The organism is Alienimonas chondri (assembly GCF_013036045.1).
GTDB classification, from domain to species: Bacteria; Planctomycetota; Planctomycetia; order Planctomycetales; family Planctomycetaceae; genus Alienimonas; species Alienimonas chondri.
The window spans coordinates 1-24697 of the sequence record NZ_WTPX01000068.1 but is presented as its reverse complement, the minus strand read 5'-3'; the positions used below and the strand labels follow the sequence as shown (position 1 = coordinate 24697).

Annotated in this window: 18 protein-coding genes, 1 tRNA gene and 1 pseudogene; 15 read left to right on the top strand and 5 right to left on the bottom strand. The window is 68.2% G+C overall.

Annotation, left to right across the window (positions count from 1 at the left end; genetic code table 11):
- Window positions 1-198: 198 nt before the first annotated feature.
- Window positions 199-1380, top strand: coding sequence for a hypothetical protein (locus tag LzC2_RS11660; RefSeq protein ID WP_171187080.1), 1182 nt, complete (start codon window positions 199-201; stop codon window positions 1378-1380).
- Between the two features lie 270 nt (window positions 1381-1650).
- Here LzC2_RS11660 and LzC2_RS11655 read toward each other — a convergent pair whose 3' ends face one another.
- Window positions 1651-2091, bottom strand: a complete 441-nt coding sequence (locus LzC2_RS11655; RefSeq protein WP_171187079.1) for a phosphatidylserine decarboxylase — start codon at window positions 2089-2091, stop codon at window positions 1651-1653.
- A gap of 232 nt (window positions 2092-2323) precedes the next feature.
- Between LzC2_RS11655 and LzC2_RS11650 the strand changes: the two genes are divergently transcribed.
- The 3 genes from LzC2_RS11650 (at window position 2324) to LzC2_RS11640 (ending at window position 4776) form a co-directional block, all read left to right on the top strand.
- A tRNA-Leu gene (locus tag LzC2_RS11650) sits at window positions 2324-2397 on the top strand.
- A gap of 266 nt (window positions 2398-2663) precedes the next feature.
- A complete protein-coding gene (locus tag LzC2_RS11645) occupies window positions 2664-3560 on the top strand; it encodes an SDR family NAD(P)-dependent oxidoreductase (protein WP_171187077.1) in 897 nt (298 codons plus the stop codon).
- Between the two features lie 106 nt (window positions 3561-3666).
- Window positions 3667-4776: an aldose epimerase family protein gene (locus LzC2_RS11640; protein ID WP_171187075.1), complete on the top strand. Its 1110-nt coding sequence runs from the start codon at window positions 3667-3669 to the stop codon at window positions 4774-4776.
- 27 nt (window positions 4777-4803) lie between these two features.
- On the opposite strand, the gene LzC2_RS11635 is transcribed toward LzC2_RS11640, so the two are convergent.
- Window positions 4804-6000: an STM4014 family protein gene (locus LzC2_RS11635; protein WP_206678673.1), complete on the bottom strand. Its 1197-nt coding sequence runs from the start codon at window positions 5998-6000 to the stop codon at window positions 4804-4806.
- Window positions 5997-6986 (bottom strand): STM4015 family protein, encoded by a 990-nt coding sequence (locus tag LzC2_RS11630; protein WP_171187073.1) that lies wholly within the window; start codon window positions 6984-6986, stop codon window positions 5997-5999. Before LzC2_RS11630 ends, LzC2_RS11635 begins: the two co-directional genes overlap by 4 nt.
- 184 nt (window positions 6987-7170) lie before the next feature.
- Between LzC2_RS11630 and LzC2_RS11625 the strand changes: the two genes are divergently transcribed.
- The 6 genes from LzC2_RS11625 to LzC2_RS11600 all read left to right on the top strand — a co-directional run bounded on the left by LzC2_RS11625 (window position 7171) and on the right by LzC2_RS11600 (window position 12156).
- Window positions 7171-7485 (top strand): hypothetical protein, encoded by a 315-nt coding sequence (locus LzC2_RS11625; RefSeq protein WP_171187071.1) that lies wholly within the window; start codon window positions 7171-7173, stop codon window positions 7483-7485.
- A gap of 162 nt (window positions 7486-7647) precedes the next feature.
- Entirely contained in the window at window positions 7648-8520 is an 873-nt protein-coding gene (locus LzC2_RS11620) for a DUF6745 domain-containing protein (RefSeq protein ID WP_171187068.1), read from the top strand.
- A gap of 53 nt (window positions 8521-8573) precedes the next feature.
- Window positions 8574-8942: an Imm51 family immunity protein gene (locus LzC2_RS11615; protein WP_171187066.1), complete on the top strand. Its 369-nt coding sequence runs from the start codon at window positions 8574-8576 to the stop codon at window positions 8940-8942.
- A gap of 16 nt (window positions 8943-8958) precedes the next feature.
- Window positions 8959-9795: an STM4013/SEN3800 family hydrolase gene (locus LzC2_RS11610; RefSeq protein WP_171187064.1), complete on the top strand. Its 837-nt coding sequence runs from the start codon at window positions 8959-8961 to the stop codon at window positions 9793-9795.
- A gap of 157 nt (window positions 9796-9952) precedes the next feature.
- The gene (locus LzC2_RS11605) at window positions 9953-11293 is read left to right on the top strand and encodes an STM4012 family radical SAM protein (RefSeq protein WP_171187085.1); all 1341 of its coding nucleotides are present in this window, start codon (window positions 9953-9955) and stop codon (window positions 11291-11293) included.
- Entirely contained in the window at window positions 11290-12156 is an 867-nt protein-coding gene (locus tag LzC2_RS11600) for an STM4011 family radical SAM protein (RefSeq protein WP_171187062.1), read from the top strand. Before LzC2_RS11605 ends, LzC2_RS11600 begins: the two co-directional genes overlap by 4 nt.
- Window positions 12157-12163: 7 nt before the next feature.
- Here the strand turns inward: LzC2_RS11600 and LzC2_RS23040 are convergent.
- Window positions 12164-13095 (bottom strand): annotated as a pseudogene (locus tag LzC2_RS23040) (IS630 family transposase).
- A 224-nt stretch (window positions 13096-13319) separates the two neighbouring features.
- Here LzC2_RS23040 and LzC2_RS11585 point away from each other — a divergent pair.
- On the top strand, window positions 13320-13580 hold the full coding sequence (locus tag LzC2_RS11585) for a hypothetical protein (RefSeq protein ID WP_171187055.1): 261 nt from the start codon (window positions 13320-13322) through the stop codon (window positions 13578-13580).
- 131 nt (window positions 13581-13711) lie between these two features.
- Entirely contained in the window at window positions 13712-15721 is a 2010-nt protein-coding gene (locus LzC2_RS11580) for a solute symporter family protein (RefSeq protein WP_171187052.1), read from the top strand.
- Window positions 15722-15730: 9 nt separating this feature from the next.
- On the opposite strand, the gene LzC2_RS11575 is transcribed toward LzC2_RS11580, so the two are convergent.
- Window positions 15731-18664: a secretin N-terminal domain-containing protein gene (locus LzC2_RS11575; RefSeq protein WP_171187051.1), complete on the bottom strand. Its 2934-nt coding sequence runs from the start codon at window positions 18662-18664 to the stop codon at window positions 15731-15733.
- Window positions 18665-19051: 387 nt separating this feature from the next.
- Here LzC2_RS11575 and LzC2_RS11570 point away from each other — a divergent pair, with 387 nt between their 5' ends.
- The 3 genes from LzC2_RS11570 to LzC2_RS11560 all read left to right on the top strand — a co-directional run.
- Window positions 19052-21310 (top strand): ATP-binding cassette domain-containing protein, encoded by a 2259-nt coding sequence (locus tag LzC2_RS11570; protein ID WP_206678672.1) that lies wholly within the window; start codon window positions 19052-19054, stop codon window positions 21308-21310.
- Between the two features lie 54 nt (window positions 21311-21364).
- A complete protein-coding gene (locus LzC2_RS11565) occupies window positions 21365-22828 on the top strand; it encodes an HlyD family secretion protein (protein ID WP_171187049.1) in 1464 nt (487 codons plus the stop codon).
- A 97-nt stretch (window positions 22829-22925) separates the two neighbouring features.
- The coding region (locus tag LzC2_RS11560) for a TolC family protein (RefSeq protein WP_206678671.1) at window positions 22926-24697 on the top strand (1772 nt) is incomplete at its 3' end.

Below are 24697 nucleotides of genomic sequence, written 5' to 3'. Positions count from 1 at the left end.
GAGGGGTCGGGGGTGAGGGGGCTGAAACCGCTCGATCGCCTTTCAAGACCCCGCCGCTCTGATCGCCCATCGCTCAAACTAAGAACGCCGGCGTGTGAAGGCTCGTCACCCTCACCCCCGGCCCCTCTCCCTCCAGGGAGAGGGGAGACACATCCACCGCCCGTTTCACTCGCCCTCCCCCTCACACGCCCCTTCGACATGGCTCGCTCATCGATTCCCGCCGCCCTCGTCGGGTGGCTCTCCCTGACCGTCGCGGCGACCGGCGCCCACGCCGCCCCGTTGGACACCTCGCAAAGCAAGGCCACCGTGCAGGATCAGTGCACGGCGCTGGCCGCGAAGGTCGCCCAGGTGGCGGACGGGAAGTCCGTGCAGATCGGCCAGTTCGCCCCGGTCGGCCTCAGCGGAGCGAACTTCGGCCCCGGCCTGGAAGAGTCGCTCCGCACCGCGCTCAAAGCGGCCAAGGCGACCGTCGTGGCCGACAACGCCGTTTATGAGGTGAAAGGCTCCTACGCCTTCGCCAAGAGCCGCGAACCCCAGTTCGCCGGCCGCAAAGTGGTCAAAGTGAAAGCGGAGGTGATCGAACTGGAGTTCGCCGAAGCGATCGCGGAGATCCCCCTGCGGATCGACGCCACCGACGAGGTCGCCGAGGTAATCGGCATCAGCGGCGAGATCGCCGACGCCGGCGCCGGTTCCTCCAACCGCGAGGAAACGCCCGCCGAGAAAACCGAACGCCGCGCGGAGCTGGAAGAGTTGGACGAGAACCCCACCACGGTCGTGCTGGACGGCACCCGCGTCGCCCCGTCCAAGGACAGCGAAGTGCAGGTCGAGGTGTTGGCCGGGCCGGCGATCGGCGAGCTCCGCCCGCGACCGATCACGTTGATCGACGGGAAGGCGTTCGTCGACTTAAAAACCGGCGAGGTCTGCCAGTTGCGGGTTCATAACAAATCCCAGGGCGAGATCGCCGTGAAGGCCTCGCTGGACGGGTTGAACAGCTTCCACTTCGCCGACAAAGCCCACCGCGACGCGGACGGCAAGCTGACCGTCGGCCCGCATTATATCTTCGAGTCGGGCCAGACGAGCGAGATCCCCGGCTGGTTCCTGCGGATGGAAGGCCCGAACAATTATCAGGCGTTCTCCGTCGTCGAGTACGGCGCCGGGGCGGCCAGTTCGCAGGGTCGCGAGGCGAGCGGCCGCATCGGCGTGCTGCACCTGCAAGTCTCCGACGCCCTCCTCCCCCTCACCCCCACCAAAGGCGGCACCAAAGGGTTCGGCGATCAGGAGATCGGTCGCGGCGAGGAGTTCACCGTCGAACAGAAGTCGGTGAACCGCGAAGTGCTGGCGCCGTTCGCCTTCATCACGATCCGCTACAACCGCGAGTAGTCACGCCGCGTGAACTGAACGTTGCGTTCGGACGGCGAGGCGAGTGAGACCGGAGCGCAAGCTCCGGTCTCATCCCAGTGACCGAAGGGGCCGCGGCGGCGATCGCTCTCCGGACGACGCCGCTAAGAAACTGTTTTAATACCAGCCCGACGCGCAAGCGTCGGCCGTCGGCGCAGCCGACGGCATCGCCCCGCACAGGGGATCGAAACCACGCACGGCCGACGCTTGCGCGTCGGGCTGGTATTCGGTGAGACAGTTCTGAGACAGCCGCTAAGTCATCCGGCGAACCCACCGCCAGAGGTGGAAGCCGGACCACAGCAGCGGGAACGGGATCAGCCACCACAGGCCTACCCGTGCCATTAGGAACTTTCCTGGGCTACTCGCTCCGGCGCTCCACAAAACGCCAAGAGTAGCGGTCCCTTTTACGGGAGCACGATCGACATCCTCGTAATAATGCTTGATCCATGCCTGAGTGTTCCAAATCGCAATCAAGTCTGCTGGGTTCGCGGTGAACGGCTCATCGGTCGATAAGGAAACCACAAGTCCTGTTGATGCAAGATCGCGGTTTGGAATTCGGCGAGCGGGGTCCGGCGTCAGGCCCACCAGCGCCCACAGCGCCGCCCCGCAAACGATCCACGGCAGGGCCAGCGTGCGCAGCAGTCGCCACGTCCGGCGGCCGGTCGTGGTCGGCGGGGAAACGGCGTCGTTCATAACGCGACATTGTCTCCCGATCGGCGTCCCGTCCATCGCGGACGCAATTGATCGAGGTGAACCGACCGACGGCGAACCCCGCGGCGACGGCGGTGTCCGTCCCCCGGCTCGCCCGGTGAGACCGGAGCGCAAGCTCCGGCCGTCGGCGCAGCCGGGAGAACCGAGGCGCCGCCGGAGCTCACGCTCCGGTCTCAACTCAACACATCGGTGGAACTCGCGCTTCATCCACGAACCGAGCGTAGCCCAACCGGCAGAGGCACGCGATTTAAGCTCGCGTCAGTGCAGGTTCGAATCCTGTCGCTCGGATCGCCGCGATACGTTTCTGACAATATGTCTTCGAGTCGAGTCGTGCCGGCCTGCTCCGAAGCAATGCGACGGTCGCGAGGCGTGTGGGGGCGCTCGATTTACAAAAATCGAGTTTGTAGGAGAGATGTAAGACAAACGGCCCAGCCGTCCGGGGTTTGACAACTTGTCGTAGGAGACCGATGATGGAGGCCTTGGCGACGGGTCGGTCGCCGGGGCGGCTCGGCGAGTCGCTCCCCCCGCTTCCCCGCCTTCCGTATCCCCCCGGCATGACTGAGGGTTCCCCTCATCCTGGTACGAACCCCGGCCCCAGAGCGAATCCCGGCTCGTCCGCCCCCCGTCCGTTGGCCGGGCAGCGGGCGCTCGTGACCGGGGCCGGCCGCGGCATCGGAGCGGCGATCGCCGTCGCCTTGGCCCGCGGCGGGGCGGACGTGGCGATCAACGATCTGGAAGCGGGCGACGAGGCCCGCGGCGTCGCCGAGCGCTGCCGGGAGTTCGGCGGACGGGTTCGCCTCGCCCCCGCGGACGTCGGCGACCGCGACGCGATCGACCGCATCGTGGCGGAGACCGCCGAGGAGTTCGGCGGATTGGAGATCGCGGTCTCCAACGCCGCCTACAGCGACCGCGAACGCTTTCACGAAGCCGACATGGACGGCTTCGAACGCACGATCCGCGTGACGATGTGGGGCGCCTTCCATCTGCTGCGGGCCTCGACCCGGCGGATGATCGCCGACCGGACCGCGGGGTCGATCGTGTTCGTCAGCTCCCCGCATAGCTGGGAACCGATCCCTGGCGCGATGGCCTATAATATGGCGAAGGCCGCCGTGGACCAGATGGCCCGCACCGCCGCGACGGAGTTGTGCGAACATCGGATCCGGGTGAACCTCGTGCATCCCGGCTGGATCGATACGCCCGGCGAACGGAAGTTCTTCCACGAGGACAAACTCTCCGCGTTGGGTTCGGAACTGCCGTGGGGGCGGCTCGGCAAGCCGGAGGAAATCGCCCGCGGCGTGCTGTTCTTATGCGACCCGGCCAGCGAATATATGACCGGCAGTTCCCTGCTGATCGACGGCGGCATCGGCTTGCCGGTCCGGGAGATGCACCGCTTGGACACGCCTTCCCGGGAACGCCCCGGGGAAACGTCCCCCGACGCCCGGGTCGAATGACGAACCGCTCCTCAGGCTCCAGCGCTCCCCGCGGTGATCCAGCGCGCCCCGCGGTTCAGTAAGATCGTCGACGCTCGCCCCTTCCATTCCCTGAACGCTCGCCCCGATGACCGCCTCGCTCGCCCTGCTGCTCGCCCTGGCCCCGATCGGGGCAGACCCCGCCGGGGTGACGACGGACGACTTTGACTCCGTGCGATTATATACGCTGACGAATCCGTCCGGCGCGTCGGTGAAGATCACGAATTACGGAGCGATCGTGACCTCGATCGTCGTGCCGGACCGCGACGGAAATCTGGCCGACGTGGCGCTGGGCTACGACGAGTTGAAGTCGTATACCAACGCCGTCGATAAACCGTATTTCGGCGCGGTCGTCGGACGGTACGGCAACCGGATCGCAGGCGGCACGTTCGAGTTGGACGGCGAAACCTACGAACTCGCGACGAACAACGGTCCCAACCATCTGCACGGCGGGGTGATCGGGTTCGATAAAGTCATCTGGGACGTCGCCCCGGTCGAGGGGAAAGGAAAGCGGGCCCTGCGGCTGACGTATCGGGCGAAAGACGGCGAAGAGGGCTACCCCGGCAACCTGGACGTCTCCGTGACCTATGAATGGACCGACGACAACCGACTGATCGTCGCGTATCAGGCGAAGACCGACGCCCCCACGCCCGTCAACGTCACCCAGCACACCTACTTCAATTTAAAGGGCGAGGGCGACGGGACGATCCTCGACCACCAGCTGACGATCGACGCCGACCGCTTCACCCCGGTGGACGAAACGCTCATTCCCACCGGCGAACTGGCCCCCGTCACCGACACCCCGTTCGACTTCCGCGACGGCAAGGCGATCGGGCAGGACATCGATACGGACGACGAACAACTGCGGTTCGGCGGCGGCTACGACCATAACTTCGTCCTGAACCGCGGCGATGCGGTTCCCAGCGAACTCCGGCGGGCCGCCCGCGTCGTCGAACCAACCGCCGGCCGCACGCTGGAGGTCTATACAACCGAGCCGGGCCTGCAATTTTATTGCGGCAACTTTCTGGACGGCCGACTGACCGGCAAATCGGGCCGCCCGTACATCTTTCGCGGCGGGTTCTGTCTGGAAACGCAGCACTTCCCGGACAGCCCGAATCAACCCGCGTTCCCCTCCACGATCCTGCGACCCGGCGACACGCTGACCAGCCGCACCGAGTTCCGTTTCGGCGTCGACTGACCGCCGGCCGCGGTTCGCCCTCGTCCTTTACCGCCCGGCGACCGCGGCGATCTGCGTGGCGTAAGCGTCCTGCCCGTCGTGCAGCACGCCGGGGAGCAGGTCGCCGAAGGCGTTCGCCTCCAGCACGGCGTGCGATCGGCCGCCGGGGGCGATGAGCACGTCGAAGCCGATCGTCAGCGTGTCGGGGAACGCCGCGGCGGCCCGGCGGACGGTCGCTTCGATCGCGGTCCACTGCTCCGGTCCGCACAGGCGACGGACCGCGGCCAGATCGCCCCGGCGCCCGCCGAGGTGCAGGTTCGTCAGCGGCGAACGGGCCGTTCGGACGACCGTGTGCCGCGGCTCCCCGGCGATCGCGACGACTCGTAAATCGAACGCCCGGCTTCCCAGCGACGCCTTCGGCAGCCACCGCTCCGCATGCACGCGGTGCCGAGCCAGCGCGTCGATCAGATCCCGCACGTCCTCCCGATCGCAATAACGGCGCACCCGCAGCGAGTTATACAATCGAATTTCTTCGCCCTCGCGGACGAGTTCCGCCGAGGTAATCGCCGACCATTCGCCCGCGCCGCGTCCCCGCCGCACCGCGACCACGCCGCTGGCGGAGGAGCCGTGGGCGAGCTTCACGAACACGCGATCGCCGGGGGCCATCCGCTCCGCGAGTTCATCGAACCCGCCGATCGGCTCCCCGTTGAAGACGACGGCGGGAGGAACCGGCACGCCGGCGGCGGCGAGACGTCTCTGACAGGCGATCTTGTCGAACATGCAGAGGATTCCCGCAGCGGGCGCCGTCCAATACACGCCCCGCCCGGCGAGCCGGCGGTTCCACTCCGTCAGCGTCTCCCGCAGGCCCAGGAACCACTGCCGGGGATGCAGGATCAGCCCGCGGTCCTCGACGAGTTCGGCCAGCGCCCGGCCGGCGAGCGTCGGCGAGTCTTCCGCCTCCGCGGCGCCCGTCCCGGCGGCGAGCAGGCGCTGTTCGGCGGCGAAGTTCTCGCCGGGAGAATCAATCCGCAGCACGGCCCCAGGGGGGACTTCCTCGATCGACCGTCGCCCGGAGAGCAGATCGACCCACGGCAACAGGAGCGGGGGCGGCTCGCCGCAGTCGGCGAGCGCCTGTTGAAACGACGCGACCCGGCGGTTTTCCGGGTTGCCGATCAGCGCCCACCGCCGGGGCGGTTCGCCGGTCGCGTCCTCGGTCGAATCGTCGATCAAACCGTCCCGGCTCACTCGCCGACGGCGACGTAGCGTTCCGGCGGTTCGTCCCCGTATTGATACGCCTCCTGAACGTGGCGAGCGTCGAGCGCGTCCGGCGAACGGAGGGCGGCCCGCAGGCGTTCGACCGCGGCGGGGCTGACGAAGTGGTGACGAATGTCGAGCTTCTCCAGCTCGCCGATCCACGGCGCCCCGGCCAACGCATCGGCTCCCTCGTCCCCCAGCGTGCCCAGCGACAGGTCGAGCGTCGTCACCTTCCCCGGCCGCGGTCGACCGGCGAGAACCGCGGCGGTCGAATCGGCCCCGTCGTCGTTTCGCAGGCCTAGATGCGTCAGTCCCTGCATCAGCGGAGCGTCCAGCAGTTCGATCAGCGGCTCATCGGAGTGACGGCCGGTCACCTCGTTGCCGTAGCCGTCGTCCCCGAACCACAGTTCAAGCCGCTCCAGCTTCGGCAGTCGGGCGGCGGCGATCTCCCGGGCGAGGGTCGCCGGCATGCCGCCGCACTCCACCGTCAGCGCCCGCAGATTGTCGTGTGACGGCCGACCGAGGCTGAGGTCCTGCGACCCCCGCACGCGAAACTCCTCCAGCTGCGGGAACGCCCCGAACAACGGCGAGACGTCGCACTGATTAATCCAGGACATCTCCGTCTCCTCCTGGATGATGTCCCCCAGAAAGAGCGCCTTAAGGTTCGGCAACTGATCGCGCGAGGCGACCAGCGCCTCGACGGTCGCTTCGGAACTGCCCCCCTCGAAGGCGTCCGCCCACGGGCCGATGATCAGCGCCGTGATCCGTGCGGCCTCCGGGTCTTCAAGCAGGCTCGCGAGCAGGTCCGCGAACCCCTCCTGCGAGTCCCAATCGCAGCCGATCCGCACCGCGTCGTCGCCGGAGATGCCCTTATCCGGGTCGTACTCTTGGACGGGCAGACCGAAGAACTCCGTGACGTGTTCGTCGCTCGTGAGCAGCGCGCCGTCGTCCGATTCCGCATCGTCCGTGGGGGACATGGCTCGCCTTCCGTCAGGGGAAAGAGGGTTCGGGAGAGAGTTGCCGAAAACGGCTCGGATCAAACACGATCGATGTTGCGGCGACGGGCGGCTACGGTACACTCGTCCACGTTCGGCCTCAAGCGGCGGGGCCGGGCGTTTTTCGCGAACGAATCTCCCAATCCCATCTGAACGGAGCGGCGCCATGTGGCGACATGGAGACGTGTTTCTGCAAGCGGTCGAGAGCCTGCCGGACGGCGTGCGGAAGCTCCCGCACGTCACGCTGGCCCGCGGCGAATCGACCGGCCACTGCCACCGCATCAAAGAGCGGGGCGTCGCGGAGTTATTCACCGCCCCCTCTTCAACGACCGGCGGTGGCGATCTGTTCCTCAAAGTGACCGGCGAGAAGGCGACGCTGGTGCATGAGGAACACGGCCCGATCGAGCTGAAGCCGGGCCTCTATCGGTCTTGGATTCAACGGGAATACTCGCCGGAAGCGATCCGGCGGGTAATCGACTGACGTCTTCCCGCGCTATCGACTTACCAACCCGAAGCGTCAGCGAGGGATCCGGCGTGCGGAGCACGCCGTCCTGCGGCCGACGCCCTCGCTGACGCTTCGGGTTGGTACGGCCTGATGCCGTCCTGGTGAGTTCCTTTTCGTTCGCCCCCGTCCGCCGAGCCGATGAAGACCGTCACCGCCCCCGCCGACCTGCAGCCGCACACGGAGTATCGCTCGGTCGATCTCTCCGGGACGGATGTCGAAGAACTGCCGCCGGGCCTGTCGGTGCGATTCGGACTGAACCTGTCGAACTGCGTCCACCTGCAACGGCTGCCGGACGGGCTGCGGGCCGGGTCGCTGGATCTGAGCGGGTGCACGGCGCTGGAGCGTTTGCCGGAGGGGTTGTCCACGTCGTTCCTCGATCTGAGCCGGTGCATGCAACTGGAGGAATGGCCGGCGACGGGCGAGCTGTCCGTCGGCCGACTGCGGATGCGGGACTGCATCGGGTTCCGCACGCTGCCGCCTTGGTTGGGGACGGTGTCGCAGCTTGATCTGGCTGGCTGCGTGGGGATTCGGGAACTGCCCGGGGATCTGGAGGTGACCTCTTGGATCGACGTGGGCGGCACGCGGTTGACCGGGTTGCCGGCGTCGCTGCGTGGGGATGGGGGGCGCGGCGTGGGTCTGCGGTGGCGGGGCGTGACGATCGACGAACGGATCGCCTTCCGACCGGAGGAGATCACCGCCGCCGAATGCCTCGCCGAGCCGAACGCGGAGCTGCGGCGGGTGAAGATGGAGCGGATCGGCTTCGATCGGCTCATTGAGGAGGCCGACGCGAAGGTGCTGGACACGGATACCGACCCCGGCGGCGAGCGTCGGCTGCTGCGGGTGGAACTGGAAGACGACGAGCCGTTGGTGGTCGTCGCCGTCCGCTGCCCCTCCACCGGCGGCCGCTACGTGCTGCGGGTGCCCCCGAAAACGAAGACCTGCCGCCAAGCGATCGCCTGGACCGCCGGCTTCGACAACCCGAACGACTACGCCCCGCTGGTGGAGACGTGAGCCGCCGCCCGGCCGTTCTCCCCCGCCCCCCATCCTCGCTCCGAGTCGCTGCGATGTACGACGACAGCATCAAACTGCTTGAGATGCCGGATCACGGTTCGGTGTCCGTCTGCGTCTATAACGAGCATGACGGACTGTTCGAACTCGGGGAGCGGATCAACGCCCGGTGCGAGGAGGCCTATATGAACGGCTATAACTGGGATGCGCTGATCCGCTTCTACGTCGACCGTAAGGATCCCGAGTTGATGGCGGAGGTGGAGACCGACCCCGAGGCCGGGTCGTATGCCGCCTATATGAGTTATTCGCCGGAGAACGTGGAGAAGATGCGGCGGTTCCAGGCCCATGTGCGATCGATGGTCGCCGATGAAGAGGCGTTGCTCGCGTTCGTCGACGCGCACAAGGACGACATCGAGTGGGACTGAACCGACGAGCGCCCCGATGATCGACGCCAACCGCGAGATCGGCCGGCGGGACGTGCTGTTCGTCACGCTCGACACGCTGCGGTACGACGTGGCCGCGGGCGCTCTGGCCGACGGTCGCACGCCGAATTTGGCGGCACTGTTGCCGGGCGGTCGTTGGGAGCGTCGGCACTCCCCAGGCAGCTTCACCTACGCCGCTCATCACGCTTTCTTCGCCGGCTTCCTGCCCACCCCGGCCGAGCCGGCCGCTGACGGAGAATCGCACGAACGCCTGTTCGCGGCCCGGTTCGCCGGGAGCGAGACGACCGGCGCCCGCACGTTCGTCTATGAGGAGCCGACGTGGATCGAAGCCCTCGCCGCCCGCGGTTACCGCACGTTCTGCCTCGGCGGGGTCGGGTTCTTCAATAAGCGTTCGCCCCTCTGCCGGACGCTGCCGGGGTTGTTCGGGGAGAGCTATTGGTCGGAGGCGACCGGGGTGACCGGGCCGGACTCGACCGCGGTGCAGGTCGATCTCGCCTGCGAACTGCTGGCGGGCACGCCGAAGGACCGGCGGGCGCTGCTGTTCCTGAACGTCTCCGCGATTCATCAACCGAACTGCCTGTTTGCGTCCGGGCCGGACGGAACGACGGCGACGGAGGATTCCCCCGCCACGCAGGCGGCGGCGCTGGCGTATGTCGATCGCTGTCTGCCGCCGCTGTTTGAGACGTTGCGCGGCCGCGGCGGGGCGTTGTGCGTGCTCTGCTCAGACCACGGCACGGCGTACGGCGAGGACGGGTACGCTGGACACCGGCTCGCCCATGAGGTCGTCTGGACCGTCCCCTACGCGGAGTTCGTCTTGGAAGGAGGGGAGCCGTGATGGAAGCCGACGTGAGAATACCAGCCCGGAGCGCAAGCTCCGGCCCACGAGCGAAGCGAGGGGACTACTCTGACGATCCGGCGGCTGCGCCGACGGCCGACGCTTGCGCGTCGGGCTGGTACGCCGATCCTCGTTCGGCCCCGAGGTTCCCGAGATGATGAACGGCTCGCGACCGAATCCGCCGCCGCCCCACCCGCTGGATGCGGGTCAAAGCCCGTTCGTCGGCTACGCCTACAGCTATCCGCACAAGTCCGCGTATCGCACGCTGGACCCGCCGATCCCGCTGGCGGAGGCTTGGGCGGACGAACGACGGGACGGACTGTTCCTGTACGCCCACCTGCCGTTCTGCGAGGTGCGGTGCGGGTTCTGTAATCTGTTCACCCTGGCGAACAGCGGCTCCGATCTCGTCGCTCCGTACCTCGAGGCGTTGAGAAGCGAAGCGAACGCCCTCCGCGACGCCCTGCCGGAGGCCCGCTACGCCCGCCTCGCCCTGGGCGGGGGAACGCCGACCTATCTGGACGAAGGAGAATTGGGCGAACTGCTCGCCCTGCTGGGCGACGTGCTGGGGTCGGACGCCGGCCGGCTGCCCGCCGCCTGCGAAGCCTCGCCGGCGACGTTGACCGCGGAGAAAGCCCGCATGCTGCGGGCGTGGGGCGTGGACCGGCTCAGTTTGGGCGTGCAGTCGTTCGACGCCGCGGAGGCCAAGCGGCTCGGCCGTCCACAGCGGACCGCGGAGGTGCATCGGGCGATCGGGTTCGTCCGCGACGCCGGGTTCCCGATCCTCAATCTCGACCTGATCTACGGCACGCCGGGGCAGTCGCTGGACTCGTGGCTGTCGTCCGTGAACGAAGCGATCGACACGGACGCGGAGGAGATTTATCTCTACCCCTTATACGTTCGGGAGTTGACCGGGCTGGGCAAGACGCGGGTCGAACCGAACGACGGCCGCCTCGCCGCCTACCGGGCCGGACGCGAGCGATTATTCGAGGCGGGCTACGAACAACATTCGCTGCGGATGTTCGCCCAGCCGAACAAGGGCGAAGCGGGTCCGGCGTACGACTGTCAGTCGGACGGGATGGTCGGCCTCGGCTGCGGCGCCCGGTCGTACGCCGGCCCGCTGCATTACTCGACCGAATACGCCGTCGGCCGGGCCGGGGTGCGGGCGATTCTGACGGACTACGTGAACCGCGACCCCGCCGACTTCGGCGCCGCCCGGCACGGGCATCGACTCTCGGCGGAGGACCGTCGGCGCCGATTCGTGCTGCAGGGCGTGTTGCAACGCGACGGGCTGGACGCCGCCGCGTATCGCGCGCGGTTCGGTTCGGCGCCTCTCGACGACCTGCCTCAACTGACCGAACTGATCGACCGCGGGCTGGCCGGCTGGGAGGGCGATCAGTTGAAGCCGACGGCGGCCGGGCTGGAGCGATCCGACGCGGTCGGTCCGTGGCTGTACTCGGAGCGCATCAACCGGCTGATGGCGGAAGGGCCGGTGCGATGAACCTGACGCTGCTCTATCGCGGCACGCTGTCGAGCTGTAATTACGACTGCCCCTATTGCCCCTTCGCCAAGCATTGGGAGTCCCCCGCCGAGCTGAAATCCGACCGGGCGGGGCTGGACCGGTTCGTCGAGTGGGTCGCCGACCGCACCGACGACGAACTCTCCCTGCTGTTCACCCCGTGGGGCGAGGCGTTGGTGCGGAAGTGGTATCGGGACGCGGTGGTGACGCTGTCGAACCTGCCGCACGTCCGCCGGGTCGCGGTGCAAACGAACCTTTCGGTGAACCCGACGTGGCTCGCGGCGGCCGACCCCGCGACCGCCGCCCTGTGGTGCACCTATCACCCCGGCCAGACGGAACGCGACTCGTTTTTAAAACGACTCGCCGTGCTGGATAGATTGGGGGTGCGATATAGCGTGGGCGTCGTCGGTCGCCGGGAGCATCTGCCGGAGATCGAAGCCCTGCGGGCCGACCTGCGGCCGGGCGTGTATTTGTGGGTCAATGCGGAGAAGGACGAACCCGGCCACGACGCCGCCGAGTTAGTCGAGGCGCTGACGCGGATCGACCCGCAGTTCCCGACGAACCTCACGGATCACCCCAGTCGCGGCCGGGCCTGCCGGACGGGTTCGGAGGTCTTCACCGTCGACGCCAGCGGCGACGTGCGGCGCTGCCACTTCGTCGATCGGATTATCGGCAACCTGCACGACGGCACGTTCCCCGCCGCACGCTCCGCGGCCCCCTGCCCCAACGCCGTCTGCGGCTGCCACATCGGCTACGTCCACTTGGAACATCTTCAATTGAACGCCCTCTACGGCGACGGCCTGTTGGAACGCATCCCCCAGCGCCGGCCGGCAAGCCGGTCCTAGAGCGTTTTCACGCTGTCCGTAGCGTGTAGCCGCAGTGAGCGAAGTCGTTGCGGCAGTCGGTGGGGGTGAGCAGGTCGGACGCCGCCGCGATCGCTTGCTCCAGTCCGGCGACCGTCCGCTGCGCCGCGGTGCGGACCAGTTGTTTGAGCTTGCTGAACGCCAGTTCGATCGGGTTCAGGTCCGGCGCATACGGCGGCAGGTACAGAGCCTGCGTCCCGGCGGCTGCGATCGCCGCCCGCACGCCGGCCACCTTGTGACTGCCGAGGTTATCCATGACGACCACATCGCCCGGTCTCAACTCCCGCACGAGATGGCGCTCGACCCAGCCGCGAAACAGTTCGCCGTTGATCGCCCCGTTTACCACCTGAGGGGCGACCGCCCCGCCGACTCGCAGCCCGCACAAAAACGTCGCCGTCTACCAGTGGCCGTGCGGCACGAACTCGACCAGCCGCCGGTTCCGCGGACTCCGTCCCCGCAGGCGGGCCTGTTCGTCCCGAACCATGTTCCGTCCAGAAATAGCAGCCGTTCGATCGGCAGTCGGACCATGCCGACCTTCCACAGGAACCGCTTCGCGGCCACGTCCAGGCGGTTCTGCTCGGCGGCCCTCACCGACTTTTTTTTTATCTCAGCCCCGGCCGCCGCGGTTCGTTGTGAATGTGGCCAGGCAGCAGTCCACGTCCAGCAGAGCCCGCAACCCGATCAGCGTGCGGTCGGCTTTCTCCTCCACCAGCGCCCGCAGCCGGTTGAGGTGCGGCGTGAGCTTGGCGACCCGCGGCGGCGCGGGCTGGGGGGAGGTTTCGCCGGTCTCCCGGCGTCGCTGCATCAGCCGCCGCACCCACGCCGGGCTGACGCGGTCGCGGCGGCGACGTTCGCGGTCGGATCGCCGGCGTCGCGGTCTGCCAGCACGCGATCCCGCAGGCCTTGGGAATAGGCTCTCATGCGTCGGCTCGGACGGAAACAGGACGCCGCCAAGCGACGACGCCCTCCGCCGCTGCGCGAGAAGCCAGATAAAAATGCTCCAGGGGAGAGATCAGCCGACGCCTCGCCGGCGAACTCCCGCCCGGTTCGGTCGAGCAGCGGCGTCAAACCGCCGACGGCCTCTTGAGAGTCGTTCCAGTGCGGAGAGAGGTCCTTCTGATCCGTGACGACGCAGGCGTCGATCTGTGTGGTTCGAGGACGCCGCCCGCCGGGCCACGACCGGCGAACGCGGCCACGCCGACGTCGCCGCCGAGGCGGAGGCGGAGGCGGAGGCGGAGGCGAACGAGGACCTCTTCGCCGCGGCGTTTCATCTGCGGCGGCTACCGGAGAGAAAGGACCTCGACGATCGGGCTGCGGTCGAGGCCAGGCTGGCAGCCGCGGAGAGGGTCCTCGCGGAGGATGCGGACCCGGTGGAAGTTTTCTCGGAATGGGCGGCCCCTCGGTGAACACCTGACCTCGTCGATACAGCCGCGAACGCTCCTGAATGGGCGGGCGGCGTCGCGCATAGGAATGTTTCGGTGCGGACGAAGCGGGCGGGGTCGTCCTGGCGTCGCCCGACGATCACCATGCGGCCGTTATGCAGCATGAAGCCTCCCTCACCGCCGTCGTCATCTTCGGGCTGTTCGTGGCCGGGACGTTGATTTTGTCTTGGTGGCTGGGCAAACGCACCAAGGGCGCCAGCGGCTACTTCGCCGCCCACGGGCAGATCCCCTGGTTCGTCAACGGCGTCGCGTTCGCGGGAGATTATCTCTCCGCGGCGAGCTTCCTGGGCATCTGCGGGATGATCGCCTTCTACGGTTATGACGGCTTCCTTTACAGCATCGGCTTTCTGGCCGGCTGGGTGGTGGCGCTGTTCGTGATCGCCGAGCCGATGAAGCGGCTCGGCAAGTTCACCTTCGCGGACGCGCTCGACGCCAAGTTCAATTCCAAGGGCATCAAGATCGCCGCGGGGCTCTCCACGCTGGCCGTCAGCGTGTTCTATCTGATCCCGCAGATGGTCGGCGCCGGGGCGCTGGTCACCCCGCTGTTGGGCCTGCCGCACTGGGCCGGCGTGGCGCTGGTCGGCGGGGTGGTGATCGCGATCGTGACGACCGCGGGCATGGTCTCCACGACCTGGGTGCAGTTTATTAAAGGCGGGTTGCTGGTGGTATTCAGCACGATTTTAGTGGGCTGCGTGCTGTGGCGTGGGTTTGAGCCGGTCACGCTTGAAGGGGTCCCGTCAGTTGGAGAACCCGCACCGACGTTGAGCGAAAGTTTCCGCAAGTCTCTCCCGCCCGGTTGGGAGGCGGTCGGGCCAGAGGACGGCTGGTCTGGCGATGCAAGCCGATCGACTGAGAAAGATCGAACTTATTATGTCGCCAGAAACGTCGAAGACGGACAGGCCAAGGCGTATTGGCAGTCGAGCCAATTTTCTGACGCTTACGACCCGGCCCGCGGGGGGGCCTTCGTGGAGGTCAATTCGCTAACGACCTATGCCGACGGCACGACATCGATGGGCGGGCAACCCGCCTCTGACTTAAACAAAACCGAGGCTCCTCCGCTCATCCTGGGTCGCGTCGCGGGCGGCACTGTCTTCTTAGGCTCGACAGACGGAGAGGCGGTCACGGAGGGAGCTTTGGGGCCGCTCGAATTCCTGCGAGAGTTCAACGATGCTGAAATTATTTCTCCGACCGCGACGAAGATCCTCGATTGGGGCAACGGTAACCGCACGATCATTGCGCAGCGTTATGTGGTGGACGGAAAAGACCTCCTCACCCCCGGCAATCATCCCAAGTTCGCCGATATTAAATCCGACGAACTGCTCGGCAAGATCAACTTTCTGTCTTTGATGCTCGCCCTGTTCTGCGGGACGGCCAGCCTGCCGCATATCCTGATTCGGTATTACACCGTCAAGGACGCCGCGGCGGCCCGGAAATCGACGATCGTGGGCATCATCGTCATCGGGTTCTTCTACGTGCTGACGCTGTTTATCGGACTGGGCGCCATGACCAGCGGCGCCCTCGACCCCACCGACAGCAACATGGCCGCCCCGCTGTTGGCCCGCGCCTTCGGCGAGTGGCTGTTCGCCTGCATCTCCGCCGTCGCCTTCACCACGGTGCTGGGGACCGTCAGCGGCTTGATTCTCGCCAGCGCCGGCGCCGTGTCGCACGACCTGATGACGCACGGCCTGGGGATCGAGCTGGACGAGAATCAGCAGGTCCGGGTGGCGAAGATCGCCAGCGTCGGCGTGGGGCTGATCGCGATCGGGTTGGGGATCGCGTTCCAAGGCATGAACGTTAGTTATCTGGTGGGCTGGGCGTTCAGCGTGGCGGCCAGCGCCAACCTGCCGGCGCTGGTCTGCATCCTGTTCTGGAAGGGCACGACCGCCCGCGGCGTGATCGCCGGCGTGACGGTCGGCATGCTCTCCTCGCTGGCCTGGATCCTGCTCTCCAGCGACACCTTCGAGAAGGTCTACGGCCTGGACCCGAGCAGAGCCCTCACCCCCTTCACGCAGCCGGGCCTGGTGACGATCCCGCTCGGCTTCCTGACGCTGATCGTCGTCAGTTTGCTGACCCGGCGGCGGGCGGCTTTCGCCGTTCCCGAGTGAGCGACATGGCTATTTCGCGTCGTCCGCGGTCCCGAGGGTGCGGACGGGGGCGACCTGGGCGGACGCCGGGGCGGAGCCGGGAGAAATCGTGATGCCGGAGCCGAAGACGTTCTTTAATTGAGCCTTCACCTGATCGCGGGCCTGCGGGCTGCCCTGCCACAGCGTGCTGGCGGCGGTCGCTTGCCGGGCGTTTTGCTCCAGCGCCTCGACGAGGGCCCCCACGTCGGCCATCAGGCTGTCGCTGGCGGAGACGACCAGCGTGTTGGACTCCGCGTGCACGCCCACGCTCAACAGCCCCTTGAACCGGATCGGCGCCTCCTCCTGCTCGTCCCCCTCGTCGTTCCGCGAGCCGAACGCGTAGGTATAGGCGGGAGCGGCGGGCTGCTTCTGTTCGTCGCCCTTTCCCTTTTGGAGGGCCGGGTCGTTCGTGCTGAGGAGGTCTCGGTAGACGTCCTTGATGGTCGCCGCGACGTTCTCCGCTTGGGCGCTCTTCAGCGAGAACAGCTGCGTGATCCGCAGCGATCCGCCCCTTTGATCGGGGGATTGGTCCCAGATTTCCAACAGATCCCCGATTTGTCGCAGTTGAGCGGGGGTCGCGTTCTGCACGAGAATCGTGCGGGTGTCGGAGTCGCCGATAAACCGTAGCGGCTTCCGGTCCGACAGCCGACCGGGGGCGTCGCTTTTGACGTTAATCGGGGCGCCCCACCAATCGAGCGTTTCCTCCGCGTCGCCTTCGGCGTCGAAGAAGTCTTCCAACTGGATGACGAGCCAGGCCGCGCTCTGCACGTGCTGCAACTGAAACACGTGGAACTCCCGTTGCGGCGGGGTGAGGTCGAGGGCGAGATCTTCCAACGCGTCCAGTGCGTCCAAGTCGTCGCTTTCGAGGACCAGACGTCCGTCCGGCGTCCTGCGGACCGTCACCGGCGGCGGCGTCGCCTGACGGAGCGTCGCCGGCCGGACCCGCACGACGTCGGCGGAGGTCACGTTCGCCTCCTCCGACGGCGGTTCGACCGCGTCGGGGGCCGACGGGGCGTTCTCAGGCGGGGCGTTCTCGGGCGGACCGGCGGGCGGGGCGGCTCGGGGGAGTTCGAGGGGGTTGTCGCGGACGTGCGGCCATGCGGTGTCGAGCCGCTCGAGAATCTCCGCGGCCTGCGCTTCGGTGACGTCCAGCACCCGCGTCGACCGGCGGTCCGAACCAGCCGCCGGCGCCTCGCCGAGCTTCACCAGTAGGGCGTTCACCTCGCCCAGTTCCACCGGGTTCGCCCACAGCAACAGGCGATTGTTCCGCACGTCCGCATCCACGCGAAACTTCCCTTCGGGTCCGTCCTCCTCCTTCTCCGCAGATGAGCCGAACCCGTATCCGAAGTAGCCGAACCGGGAACTGCGGTCGTCGTCGGGGCTTTCTTCCTCCTCGACGCCCATCATGAATCGCACGGTGCCGGCGACGTAGTCGGCCGGCAGGCGGCGGAGGGGCAGCACCTCGAAGCTGCGATCGGTGCCGTCCAAGCTTTCGACAAGCTTGGAGATCACCAGATGGTCGGCGAGCGACCCGTTCACGATCAACGCATTCGCCTTCTCGTCCACCTCCACGCGGGTGAGCGGACTGAGCTCGCCGCTGTTCGACAACAACCGCACCATGAGTTCCGGATCGAGCCGGGCCAGCCGATAAATGCGGACCGGATCCTCCCGCATCACCATGCGGGCCAACAAGCCGTCGGCCGGATCCCGGGGCACGTCGAGGGCTTGCACGCTGCTTTCGATGACCGCCATCTGCTCCGGCGGGGCTTGGGCGAGAATGGCGTTCTCGCGATCGTTGACGATCAACCGCACCTCGCCCGGCCCGCGACCCGCCCCCGCAGCGCCGCCGGCCCCGCCGTTCGGCGGTCGCTGCATCGCCATCTGCGCCTGCTGCATCCGCATCTGCATCTCCATTTGGGCCACCTGCGGATTGGCGGGCAACGAATCGTCCTCCGGGGCGATGCCGAGAAACTCCTCCAGCAGTTCCTTGGCCCGATCGGCGCGAACGTGCTCAAAATGAAACTGGCGGACGAGCCGCTCTTTGCCCCGGCCCTGCTGCTCCTCACGCAGAATGGCGGCGAGTTGCTGCAAATTTCCGGCCGCGTCCATCGCCAGCAACCGATTGCTGCCCGGGAGCGCCGCGAGCGTACCCCGCGGCGAGAGCAGCACTTTCAATTCCTCGGCGGCCCGATCGGCGGGGAGCCAATCAAGAGCGAACACGCACTTTACGAATCGATTCGGCGGCAGCGACGCCAGTTCCTCCGAACTGACCGCCGGCACGGCGCCGGGGTCGAGCTTCTTCAGGTTCGCCACGGTCAATACTTCCCCGTCGACCAGCAGGGTGAAGCCGCGGGCGAGCAGGTGGCGGTTGATCAGGTCGCGGGACTCCTCGGCGGTATAGGCCCGTTGCGTACGGAGATTGAGCGTGTCCCCCGGCAGTTCCTGCCAGTCCAGCGAGAGGCCGGAGGCGTCCGCCAGAGCGGTCACGACCGCCGGCCAGGGCGCGCCGCGAAAGTTGAAGGTGTAGAGGCCGTCCGCGTTCGCATCGAACAGATCCGCCCCGCCCTCGACGATCGCCGCGGCGCCCTCCGGCGCGGCGGGGCGTTTCACGACGGAGGGAGCCGCCGGCGTTCCCTCAGCGGCGGATTTTTCGTCGTCGGCGGGCTCTTCCTTAGCGCCGGAGTCGTCCGTCGAAGCCGTCGCGTCTTTCTGGGGCTTGGCGGGATCCTTGGGGGCAGCGGCGGGTTTCTCGGCCGACGGTTCGGCGACGGACTCGGCCGGCTCCTCTTGGGCTTCGCTGGCTTCGCTGGCTTCGCTCGTTTCGGCGGGCGCCTCGTCCTGAACCGCGAACGCCGGCAGCGGACCGGGCAGGAACGTCGCCCACGCCGCGAGCGACAGAAACGCGGGGGCGAGGGCGAGACGCATGGAGCGCTTCCGAGACGGTCAGACATGGAACGGCGGAGCACAGTATCGCGCCGCGGCGACCCCGACGCCAAGAGGCGGCGGCATCCATGAGGGAACAACGCCGCCGACCGCTCCGCCTGCCCTCGGCTTCGCCGAGCCTGTGATCGGGTTCGGTTTTCACGAGACTTTGACCGAGGCGAGACGCTGGATTTGCCGGCGCGACGCACGGCGGTCATCTTGCCCCGATCACTTGGAGCCAATAGACAGCGGGTTCGATTCGCGTCGTCGTCGGGGCGGCGGATCCCCCAGCGACGGCTCGACGCAATGCGGACATCGAGAGCGAGCGGGTAAACTGTCGGCGGTCCCTCCCGCGCCCGCCGTTCGTGTCCCCCAGGAGTCGCCGCATTCATGTCGGCTGAATTTCAGGTCGCCGTCGGTTCGGACGAGTTGGAGCGTTTGGAGTCTGCCGAAGCCGCCGCCGGCTGCGGGAGGGCGGTCGCGGAGTTCATGGAGCTTTGCGGGCGAACGCCGGACCCGGCCGCAGCCCGGCGGGCCACGACGGAGGCCATGCGTGCGGCGCCCGGCCCCCTGAGGGAATATTGGTGGCGTTGGGTCAAGGAGTCCGCCGCATCGCTGGGCCTGCCGGTGCGAGTCGTGGACGCCTCTCCGACCGAGATCGCCGCGCTGGTCCGCGACGGAGCCGCCGCGGTCACGTTTCTGCCTCACGAAAACGAGGGTTTACCTCACGAAGACGCGGGCGACGGCGGGGCGTGGTGGGCGACCGGCGCCGCCGGGAAGCGAACGCTGCGGCTCGACTCGGAGGAGACGCGGAAGGAGACGACGCCACGTCTGGTCGCCGCGGCCAGGCCGGTTGCGGCGGCGAACGGCGGAACGACGCGGTGGATCGTCGCCGGTCGGGCCGCGGCGGACCTGACCCAGCAACTCGATCATGGAGGACATCTCTCGCCCTACGCGACGTTGGCCGCGTTGTTCCGGCCCGAGTGGGGGGACATGCGGGCGATCGCGGTGTTCGCCCTGTTCGTGGCGTTGCTGAACCTCGCCACGCCGATCGCCGTCGAGACGCTCGTCGGCACCGTGGCGTTCGGGCGGCTGCTCCAACCGGTGGTCGTGCTGGCGGCGACGCTGTTCGGCTTCCTCGCCTTCCAGGCGGCGCTCAGGCTGTTGCAGGTGTGGGTCGCCGAGCTGATCCAGCGGCGGACGTTCGTGCGCGTCGCGGGGGATCTCGCCCGGCGGTTGCCGCGGGTGACGGCGGAGGGCATGGCGGGCCACAGCCCCCCGGAACTGGTCAACCGGTTCTTCGACGTGGTCACGGTTCAGAAGGTCGCCGCCGGCCTGCTGCTGGAAGGGCTGAATCTCGTGTTGGGCGCCGTGATCGGACTGGGGATTCTCGCGTTCTATCACCCGTATCTGCTGGGCTTCGACCTGATCCTGCTGGCGGCGATGACGGGCGTGACCTATCTGCTGGGCCGCGGGGCGGTGTCGACGGCGATCTACGAATCGAAGCAGAAGTACCGGACGGCGGCGTGGTTGGAGGAACTCGCCGCCAACCCGACGGCGTTTCGGCACGGCGGCGGGGCGGCGTTCGCCGTCGACCGGGCCGACGGCCTCACCGCGGACTATCTCGCCGCCCGCCGCAAGCACTTCCGGGTGCTGGTCCGGCAGGTGGCGTTCGCCTTGGGACTGCAGGCCGTCGCGGCCACGGCGCTGCTGAGCCTGGGCGGCTGGCTGGTGATCAATCAGAAGCTCACGCTGGGGCAACTGGTGGCGGCGGAACTGATCGTCACGCTCGTCCTCAGTTCGTTCTCGAAACTCGGGAAGCACCTGGAGGCCTGGTACGACCTCGTCGCCGCCGGGGACAAACTGGGCGTGCTGTTCGCCCTGCCGACGGAACGCACCGACGGCGCGCTCTCCGCCGCCGTCTCGCCGCTGAACTCGCCCTATGCCGCGCTCCGGCAGCCCGGTGGGAACGGGGCCTCGCTCGTGCTGGAGAACGTCCGCGTCCGCGGCGGAGCCCGATTCACCCTCGGCTTGGCGCCCGGGGAATGCGTCGGCGTGCTGGCGCCTCCGGGCGGCGGCAAAACCGCATTGGCGGAGGTTCTGTTCGGGCGCCGCGATCCGGACGGCGGGCGGATCGAACTGGACGGTCTGCCGCCCCGCGATTTCCGCCCGGACGCGCTACGTCGGCAGGTGGCGTTGGCCGGCCCCTCGGCCGGCGGCGGGGCGGAGATCCTCGCCGGCACCGTGGCGGAAAACGTGCACCTCGAACGGCCCGGCGTGACCGCCGCGGACGTCCGCGCCGCGTTAAAGCAGGTCGGATTGGCGGATCGGGTCGACGCCCTGCCAAACGGGGCGGAGACGGTCCTCGGGTTCGGCGGCGCCCCGCTGGGCGAGATCCACGCCCGCCGGCTGGTGTTGGCCCGGGCGCTGGCGGGCGGCCCGCGCCTGCTGATCATCGACTCGTTGCTGGACGGTTGCGCCGCCGACACCGCCGCGGGACTGCTCGCCGCCGCCGCCGGACCGGTGGATCTTCCCCACAGTCGGCGATCGCACACGACGTTGGTCCTCACCCGACGGGCCGAAATCGCCGCCGCCTGCGACCGGGCGGTGAGCCCGGACGGCACGCCGATCGCAACTTCCAACGCCTAGGCTGCGCTCGCGTACGGTTCCGCAGCCATCCGGATCGAACCGCCCCCTTCGACGATGCCCGACGCACGCAATCAATCGGCCCTGCTGCTCTCCGACCGCGTCGGTCGAGACCGCGCGCTGCCCGGACTCCGTCTGGTCCGATCCAGTCGCCGGGTCCGGCTGTTCGGCCACGCCCTGCTGGTCGGTCTGGCGTTCGTCGTCGTGGCGATGCTGCTGGGGCCGTGGATTCAGACCGTCGCCGGCAGCGGATCGGTCGTCGCGTACGATCCGCAGGGCCGCCAGCAGGTCGTGCAGGCCCGGATCGAAGGCGTGATCACCCGGTGGGCGGACGGCATCCGCGAGAACGCCCGGGTCGAGAAAGGCGACTTCATCGTCGAATTGGCGGACGTCGACCCGGACCTGCTCAGCCGGCTCGACCGGCAGCGCCAGCAGGCCGCCGATCAGGTGACGCTCGCCGAGTCCGCCCGCACCGCCGCGGAGCGGGGCGTCGCCGCGTCCGAGAGCGTCGTCGAGAGCAATCGCAGCCAATTGGCGTTTCTGCAGGAGGCGTTGGCGGACACCCTCGACGCTCTCGATCGGGAGATCGAGGGCGCCCAGCAGAAGGTGAAAGCCGAAGAGCAGGCGCTCGCCAAGGCGCAAGCGACGCTCGTCCAGGCCAAAGCGGACCACGATCGCCAACTCGCCCTCTTCAAGGACGGCTTCGCGGCGCAGGCCAAGTTTCAGGAGGCCGAACAGAAATACCTCGGAGCCACCGCGGACGTGGCGAAGCACGAGGCGTACCTCGAAGACGCGAAGCTCGCCGTGCAGGCCAAGCAGAGCCTCCGCCCGGCCAAGGAGCGGGAACTCCAGGCGAAGATGGACGAGGTGCGGGCCAAGATCCGCAAGAGCGAGTCCGACGTCGCCAAGGCCGAGAGCGACCTGCAAAAGGCCGGCGCCGAGGTCGCCAAGGCGAACAGCTACTTGCTGGACGCGGAATCGAAGCTCGCCAAACAGCAACGGCAGGAGGTGTTCGCGCCGCGTTCGGGGATCGTGACCCAACTGATCGCCGACGGCGGCAGCGGACTGGTCAAGAAGGGCGATCCGCTGTTCGTGCTGGTCCCCGACGATGCGGACCGCGCCGTGCAGATCTGGCTGGACGGCAACGACGCCCCGCTGGTCACCGTGGGCCGCAAGGTGCGCTTGCAGTTCGAGGGTTGGCCGGCCGTGCAGTTCGCCGGCTGGCCGAGCGTCGCCGTCGGCACCTTCGGCGGACAGATCGCCAGCGTGGACGCGATCGACGACGGCATGGGGCGTTACCGCGTGCTCGTCACCCCCGACCCGGACGACGACCCGTGGCCGGAAGACCGGTACCTGCGGCAAGGCGTGCGGGCGAACGGCTGGGTGCTGCTGAACGAGGTCGCGCTGGGCTACGAGATGTGGCGCCGCATGAACGGCTTCCCCCCCGTCCTGACGGATCCCCCCGGCGCGAAGAACGCGAAATCCGGTCCCAAACCTGTGGAGATGGGTAAGACAAAGTGACGGGGCGGGCCAGGGAAGCGGGGCGATCGACGGGCGTTGCGACATACGGCGTCGAACCGCGTGGCGACGGACGGCGGCCGGCGTCGAACCGAGCGGGGTGAGTCCTTCCCGTCCAGCCGCCCGCCGATTGCGCCGCGCAGTCGCCGTGGCGTTGCTGGGGGGCGTCAGCCTCGGCGCCTTTGGGTGCGGGGGCGGACGCTGGCTCACCACGCACACGTTCGGAACGTCCGCCGCTCCGCCGCCCGCGAGCCTGACGCACGCACCGCATCTGGCTTCGTCCAAAGAGTCCGAACCGCAGACGGCGGATCGCGTCACGCCGGCTTCGTTCCTCACCCAAGAGCGTGCCGCTGAAGAGGGCGGCGCCGATCTCCCGCGAGCTTCGCCCGGTTCGGCTCCCGGAGAGACCGATCCAGAACTGACGCCCCCGGGATTCGGCAGCCGATCCGACGCGGGGAACGACGCCGTCGATCCGAACCCGAACCCGTCGGAGCACGAGCGTTCCGCCCCCGAGTCGGGACCGGAACTGCGGCTCGAAGACGTGACGGCCTCGGTTCTCGCCACCTATCCGTTGTTGGCGGACGCGGCCCTCGGCCGTCCGCTGGCGGACGGGCAGGTCTTGGAGGCGGAAGGGGCGTTCGACACCAAGCTGAAGGGTTCGCAGGAACTCGCCCCCCTGGGCTTCTACGAGAACTACCGGCACAGCGCCGGCGTGGAGCAACCGCTGGTCGGCGGGGCGGACCTGTTCGCCGGCTACCGGATCGGCCGCGGCGAGTTCGAGCCGTGGTATCAGGAGCGGCAGACGAACGACGGCGGCGAGTTCAAAGCCGGCTTCACCGTGCCGTTGCTGCAAGACCGCCGCATCGACGCCCGACGCGCCGCCCTGCGGGTCGCCGCATTGGAGCGGGCCGCCGCCGACCCCGCCGTGGCCACCGCCCAGCTCGATGCGGTCCGCAACGCCTCGACGGCGTACTGGGAGTGGGTGCTCGCCGGCCGGCTTCTCACCGTCGCGGAGCGGCTGCTGGATCTGTCCCTGAACCGCACCGAAGGGCTGGAAGCACAGGTCGAACGGGGCGAAAAGGCCGAGATCGCCCTCCAGGACAACGATCGTCTGATCGCCGCCCGCCGCAGCAAGGTAATCGACGCCGAACGCAAGTTCCGCCAGTCCGCCGCCAAGCTGTCGCTGTATCTCCGCGACCCGTCCGGCATGCCGCTGGTCCCGGGCGACGACCTGTTGCCCGCTCGGTTTCCCAGCCCCGGCGGCGCGTTGCCGCCGACGGCCGCGCTCGTCGCCGAGGCGCTGTCTCGTCGGCCGGAACTGGCGACGTTGCGGCTCTCGCGGGAACAGGCGCTCGTCGCGCTCTCCGAGGCCCGGAACGGCCTGCTGCCGGAACTGGACGCCGGGCTGGCGGTCAGCCAGGACGTCGGCGGCCTGAGCAGCAAGAAGGGGGACAAACAGCCGTTTGAGTTGGACACCGCGCTGATCCTCAGCGTCCCGCTCCAACGTCGGAAGGCCCGCGGCAAGGCGGCGCAATCGGAGGCGAAGCTCGCCCGGCTATCCGTCAAACAACGCTTCGCGGCGGACAAGGCGGCCGTCGAGGTGCAGTTGGCGGTGGCGGCGTTGGAGGCCGCCCGGCGACAGATCGAACAAGCCGAAATCAGCGTGGAGCTGGCCCAACGCCTGCAGGCCGCGGAGGTGCGGGCCTTCGACTTGGGCGAAAGCGACCTGCTGATCCTGAACCTCCGCGAGGCCGCGTCCGCTTCCGCCTCCGAAACGCTGGCGACCGCTCGCTTCGCCTACTGGCTCGCCGTCGCCGACCTCGCCGCCGCGACCGCCGCCTCCCCCGCGGCCTGCAGGCGTTGGGCCAGCTC

What these genes read in the sequence shown, in the direction of transcription:
- LzC2_RS11615 (WP_171187066.1), top strand. Translation starts at nt 8,574, where the DNA reads ATGTACGACGACAGCATCAAACTGCTTGAGATGCCGGATCACGGTTCG.
- LzC2_RS11640 (WP_171187075.1), top strand. Translation starts at nt 3,667, where the DNA reads ATGACCGCCTCGCTCGCCCTGCTGCTCGCCCTGGCCCCGATCGGGGCA.
- LzC2_RS11575 (WP_171187051.1), bottom strand. Translation starts at nt 18,664, where the DNA reads ATGCGTCTCGCCCTCGCCCCCGCGTTTCTGTCGCTCGCGGCGTGGGCG.
- LzC2_RS11565 (WP_171187049.1), top strand. Translation starts at nt 21,365, where the DNA reads ATGCCCGACGCACGCAATCAATCGGCCCTGCTGCTCTCCGACCGCGTC.
- LzC2_RS11630 (WP_171187073.1), bottom strand. Translation starts at nt 6,986, where the DNA reads ATGTCCCCCACGGACGATGCGGAATCGGACGACGGCGCGCTGCTCACG.
- LzC2_RS11580 (WP_171187052.1), top strand. Translation starts at nt 13,712, where the DNA reads ATGCAGCATGAAGCCTCCCTCACCGCCGTCGTCATCTTCGGGCTGTTC.
- LzC2_RS11620 (WP_171187068.1), top strand. Translation starts at nt 7,648, where the DNA reads ATGAAGACCGTCACCGCCCCCGCCGACCTGCAGCCGCACACGGAGTAT.
- LzC2_RS11570 (WP_206678672.1), top strand. Translation starts at nt 19,052, where the DNA reads ATGTCGGCTGAATTTCAGGTCGCCGTCGGTTCGGACGAGTTGGAGCGT.
- LzC2_RS11625 (WP_171187071.1), top strand. Translation starts at nt 7,171, where the DNA reads ATGTGGCGACATGGAGACGTGTTTCTGCAAGCGGTCGAGAGCCTGCCG.
- LzC2_RS11610 (WP_171187064.1), top strand. Translation starts at nt 8,959, where the DNA reads ATGATCGACGCCAACCGCGAGATCGGCCGGCGGGACGTGCTGTTCGTC.
- LzC2_RS11600 (WP_171187062.1), top strand. Translation starts at nt 11,290, where the DNA reads ATGAACCTGACGCTGCTCTATCGCGGCACGCTGTCGAGCTGTAATTAC.
- LzC2_RS11660 (WP_171187080.1), top strand. Translation starts at nt 199, where the DNA reads ATGGCTCGCTCATCGATTCCCGCCGCCCTCGTCGGGTGGCTCTCCCTG.
- LzC2_RS11655 (WP_171187079.1), bottom strand. Translation starts at nt 2,091, where the DNA reads ATGAACGACGCCGTTTCCCCGCCGACCACGACCGGCCGCCGGACGTGG.
- LzC2_RS11605 (WP_171187085.1), top strand. Translation starts at nt 9,953, where the DNA reads ATGAACGGCTCGCGACCGAATCCGCCGCCGCCCCACCCGCTGGATGCG.
- LzC2_RS11645 (WP_171187077.1), top strand. Translation starts at nt 2,664, where the DNA reads ATGACTGAGGGTTCCCCTCATCCTGGTACGAACCCCGGCCCCAGAGCG.